General features: G+C 70.9%; 13 protein-coding genes. 6 read left to right on the top strand and 7 right to left on the bottom strand.

Features of this window, described 5'->3' with window-relative positions; translation table 11 throughout:
* The first annotated feature begins 120 nt into the window (after positions 1 to 120).
* The 4 genes from mmsA to ACFYL6_RS31010 all read left to right on the top strand — a co-directional run bounded on the left by mmsA (position 121) and on the right by ACFYL6_RS31010 (position 5493).
* Positions 121 to 1668 carry a multiple monosaccharide ABC transporter ATP-binding protein gene (mmsA, locus tag ACFYL6_RS31025; protein ID WP_387176762.1) on the top strand — a complete coding sequence of 516 codons (1548 nt, stop codon included), beginning with the start codon at positions 121 to 123 and terminating at the stop codon, positions 1666 to 1668.
* Complete coding sequence (mmsB, locus tag ACFYL6_RS31020) at positions 1665 to 2963, top strand: multiple monosaccharide ABC transporter permease (protein ID WP_387176760.1); 1299 nt, start codon at positions 1665 to 1667, stop codon at positions 2961 to 2963. The genes mmsA and mmsB overlap by 4 nt, the downstream gene beginning before the upstream one ends.
* A 51-nt stretch (positions 2964 to 3014) precedes the next feature.
* Complete coding sequence (locus ACFYL6_RS31015) at positions 3015 to 4118, top strand: substrate-binding domain-containing protein (protein ID WP_387176758.1); 1104 nt, start codon at positions 3015 to 3017, stop codon at positions 4116 to 4118.
* Positions 4119 to 4230: 112 nt separating this feature from the next.
* Entirely contained in the window at positions 4231 to 5493 is a 1263-nt protein-coding gene (locus tag ACFYL6_RS31010; protein ID WP_387176756.1) for an ROK family protein, read from the top strand.
* A 93-nt stretch (positions 5494 to 5586) separates the two neighbouring features.
* Here ACFYL6_RS31010 and ACFYL6_RS31005 read toward each other — a convergent pair whose 3' ends face one another.
* From ACFYL6_RS31005 to ACFYL6_RS30990, 4 genes are all read right to left on the bottom strand, one after another.
* On the bottom strand, positions 5587 to 7197 hold the full coding sequence (locus ACFYL6_RS31005; protein WP_387176754.1) for a hypothetical protein: 1611 nt from the start codon (positions 7195 to 7197) through the stop codon (positions 5587 to 5589).
* A gap of 228 nt (positions 7198 to 7425) precedes the next feature.
* Positions 7426 to 8415, bottom strand: a complete 990-nt coding sequence (locus ACFYL6_RS31000) for an ABC transporter permease (RefSeq protein ID WP_387176752.1) — start codon at positions 8413 to 8415, stop codon at positions 7426 to 7428.
* Positions 8412 to 9302 (bottom strand): ABC transporter ATP-binding protein, encoded by an 891-nt coding sequence (locus ACFYL6_RS30995; RefSeq protein ID WP_387176750.1) that lies wholly within the window; start codon positions 9300 to 9302, stop codon positions 8412 to 8414. Before ACFYL6_RS30995 ends, ACFYL6_RS31000 begins: the two co-directional genes overlap by 4 nt.
* 20 nt (positions 9303 to 9322) lie before the next feature.
* Positions 9323 to 9730 carry a GntR family transcriptional regulator gene (locus ACFYL6_RS30990; protein ID WP_124774133.1) on the bottom strand — a complete coding sequence of 136 codons (408 nt, stop codon included), beginning with the start codon at positions 9728 to 9730 and terminating at the stop codon, positions 9323 to 9325.
* A 281-nt stretch (positions 9731 to 10011) separates the two neighbouring features.
* Here ACFYL6_RS30990 and ACFYL6_RS30985 point away from each other — a divergent pair, with 281 nt between their 5' ends.
* On the top strand, positions 10012 to 11280 hold the full coding sequence (locus tag ACFYL6_RS30985) for an Nramp family divalent metal transporter (RefSeq protein WP_387176748.1): 1269 nt from the start codon (positions 10012 to 10014) through the stop codon (positions 11278 to 11280).
* A 200-nt stretch (positions 11281 to 11480) separates the two neighbouring features.
* Here ACFYL6_RS30985 and ACFYL6_RS30980 read toward each other — a convergent pair whose 3' ends face one another.
* The gene (locus ACFYL6_RS30980) at positions 11481 to 11753 is read right to left on the bottom strand and encodes a hypothetical protein (protein WP_387176746.1); all 273 of its coding nucleotides are present in this window, start codon (positions 11751 to 11753) and stop codon (positions 11481 to 11483) included.
* A 95-nt stretch (positions 11754 to 11848) separates the two neighbouring features.
* A complete protein-coding gene (locus ACFYL6_RS30975; protein ID WP_387176744.1) occupies positions 11849 to 14167 on the bottom strand; it encodes a M64 family metallopeptidase in 2319 nt (772 codons plus the stop codon).
* A gap of 340 nt (positions 14168 to 14507) precedes the next feature.
* Here ACFYL6_RS30975 and ACFYL6_RS30970 point away from each other — a divergent pair, with 340 nt between their 5' ends.
* Positions 14508 to 15617: a ricin-type beta-trefoil lectin domain protein gene (locus tag ACFYL6_RS30970; protein WP_387176742.1), complete on the top strand. Its 1110-nt coding sequence runs from the start codon at positions 14508 to 14510 to the stop codon at positions 15615 to 15617.
* 75 nt (positions 15618 to 15692) lie between these two features.
* Here ACFYL6_RS30970 and ACFYL6_RS30965 read toward each other — a convergent pair whose 3' ends face one another.
* On the bottom strand, positions 15693 to 16658 hold the full coding sequence (locus ACFYL6_RS30965; RefSeq protein ID WP_387176741.1) for a hypothetical protein: 966 nt from the start codon (positions 16656 to 16658) through the stop codon (positions 15693 to 15695).
* Positions 16659 to 16777: the final 119 nt, after the last annotated feature.

Here is a 16777-nt window from a genome sequence, read left to right as displayed (position 1 = left end):
CAACAGCCCCTCGCCTTGCGGATGGCCCTCCGCCCGCAATACGTTGCCGTCAACAACAAAACCAAGTGAAGGTTCAACCTTCCGGAGGCAACCGATGACGTTGGCGAGGTGGTACGAGCGATGAGCGACGTGCCCATCCTCCTTGAGATGCGCTCCATCACCAAGGAGTTTCCCGGAGTCAAGGCCCTCTCCGACGTCAACCTGGTGGTTCGCGCCGGCGAGATCCATGCCATCTGCGGCGAGAACGGCGCGGGCAAGTCCACCCTGATGAAGGTGCTCAGCGGGGTGTACCCGCACGGCACCTACGACGGCAAGATCATTTACCAGGGGTCGGAGAGCAAGTTCTCCAACATCCGGGCCAGTGAGAACGCCGGCATCGTGATCATCCACCAGGAGCTCGCGCTCATTCCAGGGATGTCGATCGCCGAGAACATCTTCCTCGGCAACGAACCGCGCAAGCGGGGCGCCATCGACTGGAAGGCCGCGAACCGGATGGCGCTGGACCTGATGGCCCGGGTCGGTCTGGAAGAGGACCCGGACACCCTGATCAAGGACATCGGGGTCGGCAAGCAGCAGCTCGTCGAGATCGCCAAGGCGTTCGCCAAGGACGTGAAGCTGCTCATCCTCGACGAGCCCACGGCGGCTCTCAACGAGGCCGACTCCCGGCACCTGCTGGACCTGCTGCGTGGTTTCCGCTCTCGCGGCATCACCTCGATCATGATCTCGCACAAGCTGAACGAGATCGAGGCGATCGCCGACCAGATCACCATCCTGCGCGACGGCCGGACCGTGGAGACCCTCGACGTCAAGGCGGACGGGGTCGACGAGGACCGGATCGTGCGGGGCATGGTCGGTCGCGAGCTGAGCAGCCGGTTCCCGGACCACACGCCGAAGATCGGCGAGGTCTTCTTCGAGGTCCGCAACTGGAACGTCCGGCACCCGATCTCCGCCGAGCGGCAGGTCTGCAAGAACGAGAGCTTCGTGGTGCGCCGCGGCGAGATCGTCGGCTTCGCCGGTCTCATGGGCGCGGGCCGCACGGAACTCGCGATGAGTGTCTTCGGCCGCTCCTACGGGGTGTACGAGTCGGGCACGATCATCAAGGACGGCAAGGAGATCGTCCTGAAGTCGGTGGCGGATGCCATCGACAACGGGCTCGCGTACGTCAGCGAGGACCGCAAGGCGATCGGCCTCAACCTGCTCGACGACATCAAGACGTCGACGGTGGCCGCCAAGCTGTCCAAGATCTCGCACCACGGCGTCCTGGACGAGGTCGAGGAATACCAGGCGGCTGAGGCGTACCGCAAGGAGTTGCGGACCAAGGCCCCGACGGTCGACGAGAGCGTCTCCAAGCTCTCCGGCGGCAACCAGCAGAAGGTCGTCCTGGCCAAGTGGATGTTCACCGACCCGGACCTGCTGATCCTCGACGAGCCGACGCGCGGCATCGACGTGGGTGCCAAGTACGAGATCTACGGCATCATCCAGCGGCTCGCCGACCAGGGGAAGGGCGTCGTCGTCATCTCCTCGGAGCTGCCTGAGCTGATCGGGCTCTGCGACCGCATCTACACAGTGTTCGAAGGCGCCATCACGGGCGAGATCGCCCGGGCGGACGCCACCCCGGAAAACCTCATGAAGCAGATGACCTCGACGAAGAAGATGCTGACACGATGAGCCGATTGAAGGACCTTCAGAAGAACCTCTTCGGAGGCACCACCTCCAACGCTCGCCAGTTCGGGATGATCTTCACCCTGGTGGCGATCGTCGTCCTGTTCCAGATCCTGACCGATGGCCTCACCCTGCGGTCGGACAACCTGATCGCGCTGTTCCAGCAGAACTCGTACATTCTGATTCTGGCAATCGGCATGCTCATGGTGATCGTGGCCGGGCACATCGACCTCTCGGTCGGCTCGGTCGCCGCCTTCGCCGGCATCCTGGTCGCCAAGTCGATGACCGAGTGGGACCTTCCCTGGCCCGCTGCCATCGTGTTCGGCCTCGCCATCGGCGCGGCGATCGGCGCCTGGCAGGGCTTCTGGGTGGCCTACATCGGGGTGCCGGCGTTCATCGTCACCCTGGCGGGCATGCTGCTCTTCCGGGGCGGCAACCAGTTCATCGGCAACGCGCAGAGCATCCCGGTGCCGGAGGGCTTCCGGGAGATCGGCTCTGGCTTCCTGCCCGAGTTCGGGCCGAACACTGGCTACAACAACGCCACGCTGCTGCTCGGCCTGGCCGCGGCGGTCGCCGTGGTCTGGCGTGAGATCCAGGCCCGTAAGACCCGTCGGGCCATGGACGCCGACCCGGCGCCCATGTGGATCTCGGTCCTGCGGATGGCCATCATGGTCGGCGTGATCGCCTTCGCGGCGCTGCGCTTCGCCAGCGGTCGCGTCGGCACCAGCTTCCCGATCTCCGGCATCATCCTGCTGGTCCTGGTCATCGCGTACTCCTTCTACACCCGCAACACGGCCGGTGGCCGGCACATCTACGCGGTGGGCGGCAACTCCCGGGCGGCCGAGCTGTCCGGCGTGAAGCTCAAGCGGGTCAACTTCTTCGTCATGATGAACATGTCCGTCCTGGCCGCACTGGCCGGCATGATCTTCGTGGCCCGTTCGGCGGCCTCCGGACCGCAGGACGGCAACGGCTGGGAGCTGGACGCCATCGCCGCGGTCTTCATCGGTGGCGCGGCCGTCGCCGGCGGTATCGGCACCATCAGCGGCTCCATCGTCGGTGGTCTCGTCATGGCCGTGCTCAACAACGGCCTGCAGCTGATGGGCGTCGGCACCGACCGCGTCCAGATCATCAAGGGTCTGGTCCTGTTGCTGGCCGTCGCGATCGACGTCTACAACAAGAGCCAGGGGCGTTTCTCCATCATCGGAAGCCTGATGCGGCCGTTCCGCCGCGAGGACTCCGCCCCACCCGCCTCACCGCCGGACGCGGAGCGCGAGCCCGCCAAGGCAGCGGTGTCCGGCTGACGGCCACCGACCTCTCCACCCGTCTCACACCAAGAAAGGCAAGTCCTCACCATGCGTAAATTCTTCGGCACGTCGGTGGTGGCCATCAGCGCCGCCGCCATGCTGGCCCTCGCCGGCTGCGGTTCCGGCCGCGACGGCGACAGCGACTCCGGCGGCGAGGCCGCCAAGGGCTTCGCGGCGAACTCCCTGATCGGCGTGGCCCTCCCGGCCAAGACCTCGGAGAACTGGGTCCTCGCCGGTGACCTGTTCAGCAACGGCCTCAAGGAGGCCGGTTTCCAGGCTGACGTGCAGTACGCCGGCGCGTCGACCACGGTCGCCGACCAGCAGGCCCAGATCACCGCCATGACCACCAAGGGCGCCAAGGTCATCGTCATCGGCGCGACCGACGCCGCGCAGCTGTCGACCCAGGTCGCCGCGGCGCACGCCGCCGGTGCAAAGGTGATCGCGTACGACCGTCTGATCAAGAACACGCCGGATCTCGACTACTACGTCGCGTTCGACAACTTCAAGGTCGGCCAGCTCCAGGGCCAGGCCCTGCTGGACGGCATGAAGGCCAAGAAGCCGAACGGCCCGTACAACATCGAGCTGTTCTCCGGCTCGCCGGACGACAACAACGCCGGTGTCTTCTTCGACGGCGCGATGAGCGTGCTCAAGCCGGAGATCGACAAGGGCACCGTCGTCGTCGCCTCGGGTCAGAAGGACGTCAAGCAGACCGCCATCCAGGGCTGGAAGGCCGAGGGTGCGCAGGCCCGCATGGACCAGCTGCTGACCTCGACCTACGGCAGCAAGGAGCTGGACGGCGTCCTCTCCCCGAACGACACGCTGGCCCGCGCCATCCTGACCTCGGTCAAGGGTGCTGGCAAGCCGACCCCGATCGTCACCGGTCAGGACTCCGAGGTTGAGTCGGTCAAGTCGATCGTCGCTGGCGAGCAGTACATGACGATCAACAAGGACACCCGCAACCTGGTGAAGGAGACCATCAACATGGTCAAGGCTCTCCAGGCCGGCGACAAGCCGCAGGTGAACGACACCAAGTCCTACAACAACGGCAGCAAGGTCGTCGACACGTACCTGCTCCCGCCGGTCGCCGTCACCAAGGCGAACGCGGCTGAGGCGTACGCCAACGACCCGAAGCTCGCGCCGCTCACCAAGTAATCACCGCACGGTAGGTAGTTACGCCGATGGGTCCCGGGTCTCCTCTACCGGGACCCATCGTCGTCCCTGCACCCCCGCACCAACCGGCATCGACCCGGAAGGAGGTCTGACCGTGGCGACACCAGTACGGTCCAGACCAGCCGGCGTCGGCCGCAACGCCGAGTCCCCGCTGCCGTCGGTCCCCGGCGCCAGCCAGGAGGAGATCCGGCGGCAGAACCTCGGCGCTGTGCTGCGCTACGTCCACCTGCACGGACCGACGTCCCGGGCCGAACTGACCAGCCGGCTCGGTCTGAACCGAAGCACCATCGGCGCCCTGGCGGCCGACCTGGTCACCAGCGGCCTGGTCAGCGAGGAGGCACCGACCACCGCCCGTCGCGCCGGCCGACCCTCACTGGTGGTCAGTCCCCGCTCCGACCGGGTCTACGCACACGCGCTGAGCATCGACGCGGACCGGCTGCGTGCCGCCCGGGTCGGCCTCGGCGGGCAGATCCTCGATCTGCGGGAGATCCCCCGACCCAGCGGCATGTCCGCGATCGACGCCGTCGGGCCCCTCGCCGACCTGGTCCGCGACATGGAACGGTCCGTGGCCGGCGACGCGCTGCTGGTCGGCGGCGCCGCCGCGGTCACCGACACCACCCGCGACCCGGACGGCAGGATCCGGATCGCCAGCATCGACGAGACGCTCGGCGCCGCGCTGGAGGCGGAGTTCAGCTCCGGCCCGGGGTTCGTGGCCGGTGACCTGGCGGACATCGCCGGCCTGGCCGAGCACGTCCGGGGCGTCGCGGCAGGCATCGACGACGTCATCTACCTGCACGGCGACCTGGGCATCAGCGCCGGCATCATCGTCGGTGGACGACTGGTGATCGGCCACCGGGGTCACAGCGGCAAGGTCGGCCACATGGTCGTCAACCCCAACGGCCTGCCCTGCGGCTGCGGGTCACGCGGCTGCTGGGAGACCGAGATCTCCGAAGCCGCGCTGTTGCGGCACGCCGGCCGTGACCCGAGCGACCGCGCGGCGGTGGCCGAGGTGCTGCGCGCCGCCGCGGACGGCGACCGGACCGCCCGTGCGGCGGTCGAGCAGGTGGCGGACTGGCTCGGCTTCGGCGTGGCGAACCTGGTCAACGTGGTCAACCCGGACGCCGTGGTCTTCGGTGGCTCGCTGCGCGACATCTTCACCGCCGGGGCGGACGTGGTCCGGGACCGGCTGGACACCATGCCACTGCCCGCCTCCCGCGAGCACCTGCGGCTGCGCGCGGCGGCACTCGGCCGCGACGCGGTCCTGATCGGTGCCGCCGAGTTGGCGTTCGACAAACTGCTGGCCGACCCGCTGAACGTCGGCGTCGCGGGCCAGGTCGGGACCACCGAGCCCGGCTAGCGGCGACTCCCGATCACCCTGCCGGTGCTCGAACTCCGCCCGCCGCCGGGCCGACCGGGCGAGGTCGTCCCGCCCGGTCGGGTTCGCCGTCGGTCAGCCTCCAGGCCGGAGCACCCGGCCCGGTCCCGCGGCGTTGTCGGCGGCGGCCTGGCTGCGCTGCGCCCCGGTGACGCAGACGTCGTCGCCGAGGAACGCCTCGCGCCACACGTAGCCGGCGACGCAGGTGTGCGGGCCGTACGGGCCACTGACCCAGCGGCTCGCGGCCACCGCGTTGTCCGCCAGCACCTGGGAGCGGGTCGTGCCGCTGACGCAGACGTAGTCGGACTGGTCGGCGTCGCGCCAGACGTACCCGCCGACGCAGCTGTTCGGGCCGTACACCAGGCGGGCCGGGTTGCGCCGGGACGCGGCGGCGGCGTTGTCGGCGGCGGCCTGGCTGCGCTGCGCCCCGGTGACGCACACGTCGTCCCCGGCGTACGCCTCGCGCCACACGTAGCCGGCGACGCAGGTGTGCGGGCCGTACGGGCCGTTCACCCAGCGGCTCCCCGCGGCGGCGTTGTCCGCCCACACCTGGCTACGGGTGGCCCCGGTGACGCAGACCAGGTCGCCGGCGCGGGCCTCACGCCAGACGTACCCCTGGAGGCAGCGGTTGACCACGTCGGTGGTCACCGTCACCGAGGCGTTGTTGCCGGAGAGCCAGTTCACGCCGATCTGCACGCCGTTGGCGTTGAGCGACTGCGCCGGCCCGCCGCCGGGGCCGGTGCGCAGCAGGGTGGGAGTGCCGTTGCGGACCTCGTGCAGCAGCACCGTGTCGGCCGGGATGCCCGCGCTCCATCCGGTCTTCCGGCGGAACTCGACCGTGTAGTAGTGGAACAGGTCGGCCGGGTCGAAGGGAATCCGGACCAACTGCGGGCCACTCGCCGCGGGCACCTCCAACGGGGCCAGGGTGAGGGTGCGCGAGCCGACCCCGTCGGCGGCCATGGTGAACACCCGGTTCTTCGGCAGCCAGCCCAGCTCGTCGCGGTGCGGCCCGTTCAGCCCGACGGCGCTGGTGCCGTAGTTCGCGGTGGTGAACGCGTGGATGTGCATGGCGCTCATCTCGTCCCACGGGTCGTCGTACTCGCCCGGCTGGGACCACGGCGCGTTCTGGTACGTGGTGTCGTTGGAGAACGAGTGGCCCAGGTTGTAGCCGTGCAACATCTCGTGCGCGGCGAAGCCGACGTTCCAGGCGCCCGGGTCGAGCAGCACCCGGCCGCCCGCCGCGCCGGAATCCACCCAGTCGTTGAGCATGACCGCGATCCGGTTGCCGGCGGGCACCGCGTAGCCGGCCGCCGCCGCGGTCTCCACGCAACGCTGGGTCCGGGTCCACCTGTCGATCGGCTGGAACTGCGCCAACGTGTACGGCATCGTGTACCAGCCCCGCACCACCGAGCCGGCCAGCGACACCCGCCCACCGGACTGGTCGGCGAGGTAGTCCGCCACCCCGCCGGTGCCGACCCCGGCCGCCGTGAGGAAGTTGGCGAAGTGTGACGGCGGTTGCGGCTCGGCTGGCTTGTCGCTGAACTTGCACAGCAGCACCGACCAGGCGGTCGCGTTGCGGATCGGGCTGGCGGTCGCCGGGGTGGCCGGCAACGCCACCGCGCCCACCATGGCGCAGGCGAGCGCTACCGCCGACGCGGCGGCCCAACGGAGAATCTTGGACTTCACGCATGCTCCCATCGCTACGGCCCGCCGGGCGCGAGCCCTGCGGTCCACATCGGAGCACTTATCGTGATCGGGCAGATGCGTTGAGTCGCGTTGGCGACGGGCTGGAATCCGACTGTGCTGGTCAGCGTCCTGTCGGTGGTCGCGGTTGGGCTGTCGTTGACCGTCGAGGGTCTGCGCTGACGGGTGATCGCCGAGGCCCCCGCTCCTCGACGAGCACCCGTCAGCCAGCTAGGCGATCCGGCGGATCCGGCGCACCGCGAGGTAGAGCAGGAGCACGGCGAGGGCGACGAAGATGCCCGTCTCGATGCTCTGGAAAAGCCAGAACCGATCCGCGGGCTGGTACAACTGCCAGTTGTACGCGCCCGGTTCGAGGCCCAACTCGGCGCCGCAGACCCGACCGTCCGGCCCCTTCCCGCCCGGTGGGCACTGAATCCGGGTGTCCTCCGCGATCATCGTGCCGTCGGGGTTCTTGACGCCCTGGGTGAGGATCCAGTCTCCCCGGCTGATCTCCGGTGGCCCTTCCCCCTCGATTGGGAAGGTCTGGGTGCGGGCCGGCTGGTAGTGCGGTCGGGCCAGGATCTCCACCGCCGCCCGTACGCCGATGAACCCGGCGAGGGTGATGCCCATGGCCGGCAGCATCCGCTTCCAGACGGTGCCGGCGAAGACGCCGAGCGCGACAGCGAAGAGGGTGTAGCCGATCGGGGCGATGCCCTGAAGGTCGAAGACGATCATGCCGAGCCGGCCCTCGTGCGCGGCCTGGGTGAGCGGGTCGACCCACCACGACATGCCCAGCCCGTAGACCGCCGCGAGGATCACGACGGCCGCGCCCACCAGCCCGAACTTCACCAGGGCCCAGCGGGTCCGGCCGACGCCCTGGGTCCAGACGAACCGGTGCGTGCCGTGCTCCACCTCGCGGGCGACCAGCGGTGCGCCCCAGAACAGGCCGACCAGCGCCGGCAGGGTGATCAGCAGTACGGCCACCAGGTTCAGGCTGCTGTACTGGTTGCCGAAGCGGCGGAAGCCCGCATCGCACGCGTCCCGGGTCGCCGCCGCCACGTTGGTGTCCGCGAGTTGGCGTGCGCAGTCCGCCAGCCCGAGGTCGGAGAAGGTGTGCCGCATCGACAGGCCGATCGGCACCAGCAGGGCGGCCAGCGCCGCGAGCCCCAACAGGGTGTAGAACGCCTGCTTGCGGTGTTGCCGCCAGGTCAACCAGATCATGCTGCTACCCCCCACTCGCTGTGACTGGTCTGCGTGGTGCCGTCGGCCAGGTAGGCCAACACGACGTCCTCGAGGCTCACCTCGCGGACCGTCCAGGCCGGATCGGTGACCGGCCCGTCGGTGCGGACCAGCAGGGTGGACTGCCGGTCGGTGTGGCTGGCCCGGACCACTGCGGCGACGCCCCCGATAGCGCCGCCGTCGTGCCGAGGGCCGACCAGTTGGCGGTGCCCGGCGACCAGGTCGTCGACCGCGCCGGTGAGCTGCACCTGGGAGGCGTTCAACACGATCAGGTAGTCGCAGACCCGTTCCAGGTCGGCCAGCAGGTGCGAGGAGAGCAGGACCGTGGTGCCGGACTCCGCGACGCTGCCCATCAACGACTGGAGGAACTCCCGTCGGGCCAGGGGGTCGAGGCTGGCGACCGGCTCGTCGAGCAGCAGCAGCCGCGGCTGCTTGGCCAGCGCGAGGGCAAGCGCGACCTGGGCCCGTTGCCCGCCGGAGAGCTTGCCGACCGGCTTGTCCGGTGGAATGCCGAGCTGCGCCAGCCGCTGGCGGGCCAACGCGGCGTCCCACCGCCTGTTCAACTTGCCGCCGGCGATGACCAGTTCGGCGGCGGTGAAGTCCCGGTACAGCGGGGTGTCCTGGGCGACGAACCCGATGTCGGCGAGGCCCTCCGTGTCGCCGTACGGGGACCGGCCGAACACCCGGACCGTGCCGGCGTCCGGCTTGAGCAGCCCGACGGCCAGGTGTAACAGCGTGCTCTTACCCGCGCCGTTCGGCCCGACCAGCGCGGCGATCCGGCCGGCCGGCAGATGCAGCGAGCAGTCCCGCAGGGCCCAGGTGCTGCCGTACCGCTTGCCGAGCCGGTCTGCTTCCAAGACCATGTCCATCCCTTGTCCTCTCGTTCCGCTCACGCGGGCTCCTTCTGTGGGGCGTCGTCGGTGAGGGTGGCGCGCAGCGTCGTCTCCACCAGGGCGATGACGTCCTCGGCCGTGAGGCCGGCGGCTTGCGCCCGGTGTAGCCAGGCGACCAGGTCGTCGCGCAGCTCCGCCTGATTCGGCAGGGACGCGCCGGCCAGGGTGCGCTGGACGAAGGTGCCCACCCCGGGTCGGCCGCCGACCAGACCCTCGATCTCCAACTCCCGGTACGCCTTCAGCACCGTGTTCGGGTTGATCGCCAGGGATTGCGCGACGTCCCGGACCTTCGGCAACTGGTCGCCCGGTGTCAGCAGACCCACTCGCAGCGCCTGTTTCACCTGCTGCACGAGCTGCATGTAGGTGTTCACCTTCGACCGGCTGTCCAGTACGAACTCGATCACTCCCGATGATCCTTCCTGTTGTCCTACGACAGTAGGACTAATAGACAGCTTCATCGGTGACCCACCGGCTGTCAAGTCCGGCGCGGCAGGTTCTGCGCCCGCCCGGCGCGTCCGGTTCGGCGCGCCGCGGTCCGTCCGGCGAGGTCCGTCCGGCGCGCCGTGTCCTGCCGGCGGCGCGGTGGGTCGGCCCTGGTGGCACCGGCAGGCCAGCGGTTGGCACCGACGGGTCAACCCGAGGGGAAGGGAACGGCAGCGATCCGCGTGGAAGGGGGAGGTGTTCGATGGTCACCAACGAACTGACGACGTCAAGGGCGACTCCGCTGCAGGCCGCTCGCGCCAGGGGCCGCGTACGCGGGCGGTTGATCCTGCTCGGCCCGGCGTTCGTCGCCGCCGTCGCCTACGTCGACCCCGGCAACTTCGCCACCAACTCCGCCGCCGGTGCCCGCTACGGCTACCTGCTGGTCTGGGTCGTGGTGGTGGCCAACCTGATGGCGATGTTGGTGCAGACGCTCACCGCGAAGCTGGGCCTGGCCACCGGGCGCAGCCTGCCCGAGCTGTGCCGGGAGCGCCTACCCCGGCCGGTGAACCGGGTCATGTGGGTGCAGGCCGAGTTGGTCGCCATGGCCACCGACCTGGCCGAGGTGATCGGTGGTGCGGTCGCCCTGTACCTGCTCTTCGGCATCCCCCTGCTGCCCGGCGGGCTCATCATCGGCGCGGCCGCGTTCGCCGTGCTCGCGTTGCGCTCGCGCGGGTACCGCGCCTTCGAGGTCGCCATCGCCGTTCTGCTCGGGGTGATCGTGCTGGCCTTCGCCGCCACCCTGCTCGCCTCCGGATCCGATCCCGGCTCGGCCGTGGCCGGTCTGGTGCCGCGCCTGCAGGGCACGGACAGCGTGCTGCTGGCCGCCGGCATCCTCGGTGCGACCGTCATGCCGCACGTCATCTACGTGCACTCGGCGCTCACCCGCGACCGAATTCCCGCCGCCGACGACGCCGAGCGCCGGATCCTGTTCCGCGGTCAGCGCACCGACGTGCTGCTCGCCCTGAGTGCGGCCGGCGCGGTCAACCTCGCCATGCTGCTGATCGCCGCGGCCAGCTTCCGGGGCGGTGGTCCGGGTGGTGCCGACAGCCTGGAAGGGGTGCACGCCGGCCTCGGCCAGACCATCGGGACCGCCGCCGCGTTCGGGTTCGCCGTCGCGCTGCTGGTCTCGGGGCTCGCCTCCACGAGCGTCGGCACCTACGCCGGAGAGGTGATCATGCAGGGCTTCCTGCGGCGACGGGTTCCGCTGCTGCTGCGGCGGCTGGTCACCCTGCTGCCCGCGCTGGCCGTACTCGGCATCGGCCTCGACCCGACCCGGGCGCTCGTGCTGTCCCAGGTCATCCTCAGCTTCGGCATTCCGTTCGCGCTGATCCCGGTGGTGGCCTTCACCCGCCGGCGCGACCTGATGGGCAACCTCGTCAACCACCCGCTCACCACCGCCGCCGCGTCCCTGGTGGCCGTGCTGGTGGTCGCGCTCAACGCGTTCCTCCTCTGGCAGGTCGTCGCCGGCTGAGCCGGCAGGTCGGCGCTGCCGGTTGAGCCGGCTGGTCAGCGTCGAGGGCTGGGCCTGCTAGTCAGCGCTGCCGGCTGTTGGGCACCTCCACGAGCGTTATGCCTGTGAGTCATCAATATGACTCACAGGCATAACCCTTTCGGGGCCATGTCCGCCCGGGGGCCCGGCGTGGGTGGCCGGGCCGGCGGGAGTGGCTGTGGTCAGGTGCGGCGCCCCTCGTCGCGAGTCGGGATCTCCTGGCGCTGTTCGAGGGCGTCCGCCGGGTTGGCGTCAGCCGGCAGCGACGTGACCTCTTCGAGCGTGCCCGCCGGGAGGGCACCCTGCTCGGCCAGGTCGGCCTCGGTCGCCTCCGGGTCCACGTCACCCGACACCCGGTCCGGCGGCCCGACGTCGAACGCCTCCTGTCGTTGCTCAAGGGCGTCCGCCTCCGGCGGAGGGAACGTGCCGCCCTGTTCGTCCCGGTACGTGCTCATCGGAGCCTCCCACCCGGCGGGTGTCGACATGCCGCCGGGCCGCTGCCTACCCGCCACCGCCGTACTCAGGCCGCCACGCCGGTCAGGATCTGGCGTCATGTCGTCGGTGGCATGGCGCGGCGGCAGGTGCCCGGGGTCGGGTTTCGCACCGTGGTGGGTGCCCCCAGGTCGACCGGGGCCGGGCCGCCCGAGCAGGCCAGCGCGCCCACCTGGCCGCCGGCCAGGATGGGCGCCGATGCGGTACCGGTCAGCGCCAGCCGCCCGGCCACCCGCGCTCCCACCACCGTGACGTGGTCGGTGGTGCCGGTCAGCGCCACCGCGCCGCGTACCTCGGTGTCCAGCAACTCGACGGCGGCAGCGCGGGAGGCCACCAGGTTTCCGGCGATCGAGGAGCCCTGGGCGACCAGGGCGGCGCCGGGCGCGACGGTGACCGGGCCGGTCACGGTGGCCGCGCGCAGGCAGGTGACACCGGCGGTGACGGTCAGCGGGCCGGCGTGTCGGCCGGTGACCACTGTGGTACAGGCCGGTGGTGGCGGGATCAGCGTGGCCACGAACGTGCGGGCCGGCCCGATGTTGCCGACGGCGTCGATGCCCCGGTACTCGATGCTGTGCCGGCCGTAGCCGGGGGACCGCTCGGCGAACGGGGACACGGACAGGCCGCCCGAGCCGAGGTTGCCGTAGACCAGGCCGTCCACGTCGGTGCCGGTGGCGGTGAACAGGAACGGCGACCGGGCGTCGGTGGGCCAGCCGTAGTAGTTGTGCCACCCGTCGCCGTCGAGCCGGAACTCCGAGGTGACCTGGCCGGCGCCGTCGTCGGTGCCGGTCAGCCCCATGGTGAACGGGCCGTTGTACACGTACTCGGTGGGTCGACCGGGCCGGGTGACGGTGAGCAGCGGCTCGGAGAGCGCGTACGCCACCTCGGGCCGCGTCGCGTCGACCGTCCAGGTGCGGGTCACCGACTTCCCGGTGCCCGGGTCGCTGACCCGGGCGGTCAGCCGGTGGGTGCCCCGCGACAGGCGCAGAGCGCCCAGGTCCACGTCCCGGTCGGTGCCCGTGTCGGCCACCGGCCGGCCGTCGAGCGTCCAGCGCACCCGCGGCGCCCGGTCGGTGGGCTGGCTGGTCCGCACGTACACCACGTCGTGCGCACCGACCGGCCGGTCGGTCGCGGTGGACGCGGTGATCGCGACCGGCGACTCCACCGCGGGGGTACGCAGCGCGGTGTCCACGGTCCACGTGCGGGTCTGGGTCAGCGCGGGTGAGTTGCGGACCGCCGGGTCGCGGACGAATTCCGTCGGGTCGGTCACCGTTGCGGTCACCGTGTGCCGGCCGGGGGAGAGCCGTAGTTTCCGCAGGTCCAGGTGGCGGGCGTTGCCGGTGCGCGGCACCGCCCTGCCGTCCACCGACCACGTCACGGTCAGCGCGTGGCTCACCGGGTGCAGGGTGTCCACCCAGAGCAGACGGTCCGCGCCGACCGCCGCACCGGTGGCCGTGCCACCCTGCACGATGCCGACCCGGGCGGCGATCCGCTCGGTCATCCGCTCCCGGCCGACCTGGTCGAAGTAGAAGCCCAACGACTTCATCATCGAGTGTCGGCTCGGTCGCCACACCCCGCGCTGGAGGTACAGGCCGCCCTCGTAGCGGCCGATCGTCCCGCCCGCCTCGCTCGGCTCACCCAGCCAGCGCCACCACTTGGCCCGGGTGTCGCGCATCTGCCGCTCGGTCAGCACGGTGTGGTGCACCGAGTCGGGTTCCGGCCCGCTGTAGGTGTCGCCGGGCACCCCGCGGCCGTAGTAGTCGTACTCGTCCTGCAGGCCACCGAGGGAGTGCCCCAACTCGTGCGGGCTGATCAGCGCGGAGAGCGCGTTGCCGCCGGAGGCGGTGGCGTTGCTGCCGCCGGCCCCACCGTAGGTGCCGCTGTTGGCGAGCGCGATCAGCTGCCGGTTGCCGGGGTTGGTGCCGACGGCCAGGTCGGCGTACGCGTTCGCGGCGGTGCCGTCGACAGTGAGCAGGCGTTGCACGCTCGCCGGGTTGCAACCACCCCAGAAGCCCATGCCCAGCGCGGTGTCACGTTGCGGCGCGGACAGGCCGGGGTCGCAGTCCACCCCGGACTCCGCTGAGACGATCTCGACGGCGTAGACGTTGAAGTAGCTGCGGTAGGACTTGAACGGCTCGATCGTCCACAGGGTGTTGAGGTGCCGGTCCACGTGTGCTCGGAAGGTGGGCTGGTCGGCCTCGGTGTAGCCGTCGCCCAGCAGCACCAGGTTGAACCGGGTCGCCGGGTCACCGGTGACCTGGATCGGCACCACTGTGGCGCCGGCCACCCGGGCGGCGGCCGGTGTGGCGGCGGCCGGTGTGGCGACCGTCAGTCCCGCCGCGACGAGCGCCGCGACGCACAACCCCGCTCTGATCCGCACCCTGCGTCCCTTCCCTGTGCCGGTCGGCCTGGCGGTGCCGGGCGGCGGGCCCGACGGGGGCGCCGTCGTCCGGGTCTGCCGCGACCGTGGACATCTCGGACCGTACCGGTCTGCGGACCGACAGGTAACCCTCGACGGTCCCTGGTGGACGCCGAGGCCCGCCAAATCGGGACCGCTCGGCGCAGACAGCACGGCGTTCGGCTCGCGTCCGTGCCGGAATCGGTCCAGCGCACTCGATCCATCGCCCATCATCAATGAATGTGTCCGGTTGTGGACGTCGTTTTCGGCGGACGGCGTACCACCGACGGTCCCGGACGACAGTCGAGGAGAGGGATCAACCATGCGATGGAACGCACGACGGGCCGCCGCCGGGGCCTTCGGGCTCGTCTTCGGCGCCGTGCTGGCGCTGGCCCAGGTCGCACCCGCCCAGGCCGAGTCGAACGGTGGCGTACGCGTGATGCCACTCGGCGACTCGATCACCGACGGGTTCAACGTGCCCGGTGGGTACCGGATCAACCTGTGGCAGCGGCTGGCCGCCGGTGGCTACACAGTCGACTTCGTCGGCTCGGGGTTCAACGGGCCGGCCAGCCTCGGTGACCACGACCACGAGGGCCACTCCGGCTGGCGCATCGACCAGCTCGACGCGAACATCGTCACCTGGCTGCGGGCCACCGACCCGCGTACGGTGCTGCTGCACATCGGGACCAACGACGTGAACCAGAACTACAACCTCGCCAGCGCTCCGGCCCGGCTCTCCGGTCTCATCGACAAGATCAGGTCGACGGCTCCGGGCGCGGATGTCTTCGTCGCCACCATCACCCCGGAGTCCGACCCGAACCTGGAGGCCCGGGTGCAGGCGTACAACGCGGCGATTCCCGGGATCGTGGCGCAGAAGGGCAGCCAGGTGCACCTGGTCGACATGCACGCCGCGCTCACCACCGCCGACCTCGCCGACGGCGTCCACCCCAACGCCGGCGGGTACGACAAGATGGCGGCCCGCTGGTACGCCGCGCTGCAGTCGGTGCCCGGCAGCCTCGTTCCGGCGGGCGGACCGCCGGTGGGCACCGCCGTCGGTCTGGTCAACCCGGCCTCCGGGCGTTGCCTGGACGTGAACGGCGCCAGCACCACCGCCGGCGCCGCCACGATCATCTGGGACTGCCACGGGGGCACCAACCAGCGCTGGACCCGCACCGCCGCCGGTGAGCTGCGGGTCTACGGCGATCGGTGCCTGGACGTGAACGGCGGGGCCAGTGCCGACGGCACGAGGGTGCAGATCTGGACCTGCAACGGCACCGCCGCGCAGCGCTTCACGTTCCGCACCGACGGCACGATCGTGCTCACCTCCGCCGGCAAGTGCGTGAGCGTGACGTCGGCCGGCACGGCCAACGGCACGACCACGCAGCTCGGGACGTGCAACGGCAGCGGCGCCCAGCGCTGGTCCGTCCGCTAGCGAACGCCCAGGGCCGGTCCACGTCGTACCCCAGCGGGACCGGCCCGGGGCGGGCCGGGACCGGTCCGACGGCGGTCAGTCGGCTGTCGTCTCGGGTGTGGGGCTCCGGCGGGCTCCGGCGGCCAGCCCCAGCGCCAGCAGCACGCACACCGCGCCGACCACGAAGAGCAGTGAGGCCGCCGGTTGGCCCAACCACTCCCAGTACGGGTGCCAGGCCGGGTGTGGCTCGCCGAGGTGGTGGTACAGCAGCTGCGGTGCGGCCAGCGACACCGGCAGCCACCACAGCACCGTGGCCACCCCGGCCAGGACGTTCACCGTGCCGCGTCGACGGCGTCCCTCGGTGCGTCGGCTGGCCCAGCCGAAGACCACCCAACCGGCCACCGCGCCCAGCACCGTGCCGAGCACTCCGGCGGGGACCACCAGGGGCGGCGGCGCGCGGTGCAGCTCGACCGAGAGGTAGGAGGCGTCGACGGCGGTCTGCGAGGAGATCGAGGCGTTCAGGATGGTGTCGCCACGGCGGGCGGTCAGCGCGGTGGTGGTGATCGCCCGCGGGGTGGCGCACATCTTGTCCGCGCAGCTGACGCCCCCGGACACCTCAGGGTCGTACACCCGCCAGCCGGCACCGGTCAGGCGCTCCCGGGCCACCGTGACGATCTGCTCGGCGGGCACCGGTGGCGCGCCGAGGGCGGTGGCGCCGGTGGCGCCCTCCTGATACTCGCCGCCGTCACCGAACAGCAGGGTCTTGACGGTGCCCAGGCGCAGCGCGTGCCCGTAGACGACGAAGAGCGCCGGCGGGGTGTCGATCTCGTCGAGGTCGTGGCCGGGAAAGACCTCGGTCAGGACGGCGCTGGCCTCGGCCCGGTCGGGTTGCGGTCGGGACGTCTCCCAGGCGGCCCGGCTGGACAACGCGCCGGTGAAGAGGCCACAGATGACCGCTACGAGCGGCACCCACACCACGGCGGCGCCCCCGGCGGGGCGGCCGAGGCGGCGCGGCAGCCGCCGTCCGAACGGGTCGGCCGGCCTGGTGTCGCTCTCGGACATGGTCACCCTCCAGCTCCAGAATCGGGCCGAGCGACAGTACATCGACCGGGGGCCCGGGCGCGTCCCCCCGATGACCGCCGCCGGTTGGCCGCGATCGGCCAGGATGGGCGGGTGGCCGG

It is taken from the genome of Micromonospora sp. NPDC007208 (genome assembly GCF_042869175.1).
GTDB lineage: Bacteria > Actinomycetota > Actinomycetes > Mycobacteriales > Micromonosporaceae > Micromonospora > Micromonospora foliorum.
This window is presented reverse-complemented; position numbering and strand designations above follow the sequence as displayed.

Coding starts and splice junctions, on each gene's coding strand:
- ACFYL6_RS30995 (WP_387176750.1), bottom strand. CDS start 9,302: ATGGACATGGTCTTGGAAGCAGACCGGCTCGGCAAGCGGTACGGCAGC.
- ACFYL6_RS31015 (WP_387176758.1), top strand. CDS start 3,015: ATGCGTAAATTCTTCGGCACGTCGGTGGTGGCCATCAGCGCCGCCGCC.
- ACFYL6_RS31000 (WP_387176752.1), bottom strand. CDS start 8,415: ATGATCTGGTTGACCTGGCGGCAACACCGCAAGCAGGCGTTCTACACC.
- ACFYL6_RS30980 (WP_387176746.1), bottom strand. CDS start 11,753: ATGAGCACGTACCGGGACGAACAGGGCGGCACGTTCCCTCCGCCGGAG.
- mmsA (WP_387176762.1), top strand. CDS start 121: ATGAGCGACGTGCCCATCCTCCTTGAGATGCGCTCCATCACCAAGGAG.
- ACFYL6_RS30985 (WP_387176748.1), top strand. CDS start 10,012: ATGGTCACCAACGAACTGACGACGTCAAGGGCGACTCCGCTGCAGGCC.
- mmsB (WP_387176760.1), top strand. CDS start 1,665: ATGAGCCGATTGAAGGACCTTCAGAAGAACCTCTTCGGAGGCACCACC.
- ACFYL6_RS30970 (WP_387176742.1), top strand. CDS start 14,508: ATGCGATGGAACGCACGACGGGCCGCCGCCGGGGCCTTCGGGCTCGTC.
- ACFYL6_RS30965 (WP_387176741.1), bottom strand. CDS start 16,658: ATGTCCGAGAGCGACACCAGGCCGGCCGACCCGTTCGGACGGCGGCTG.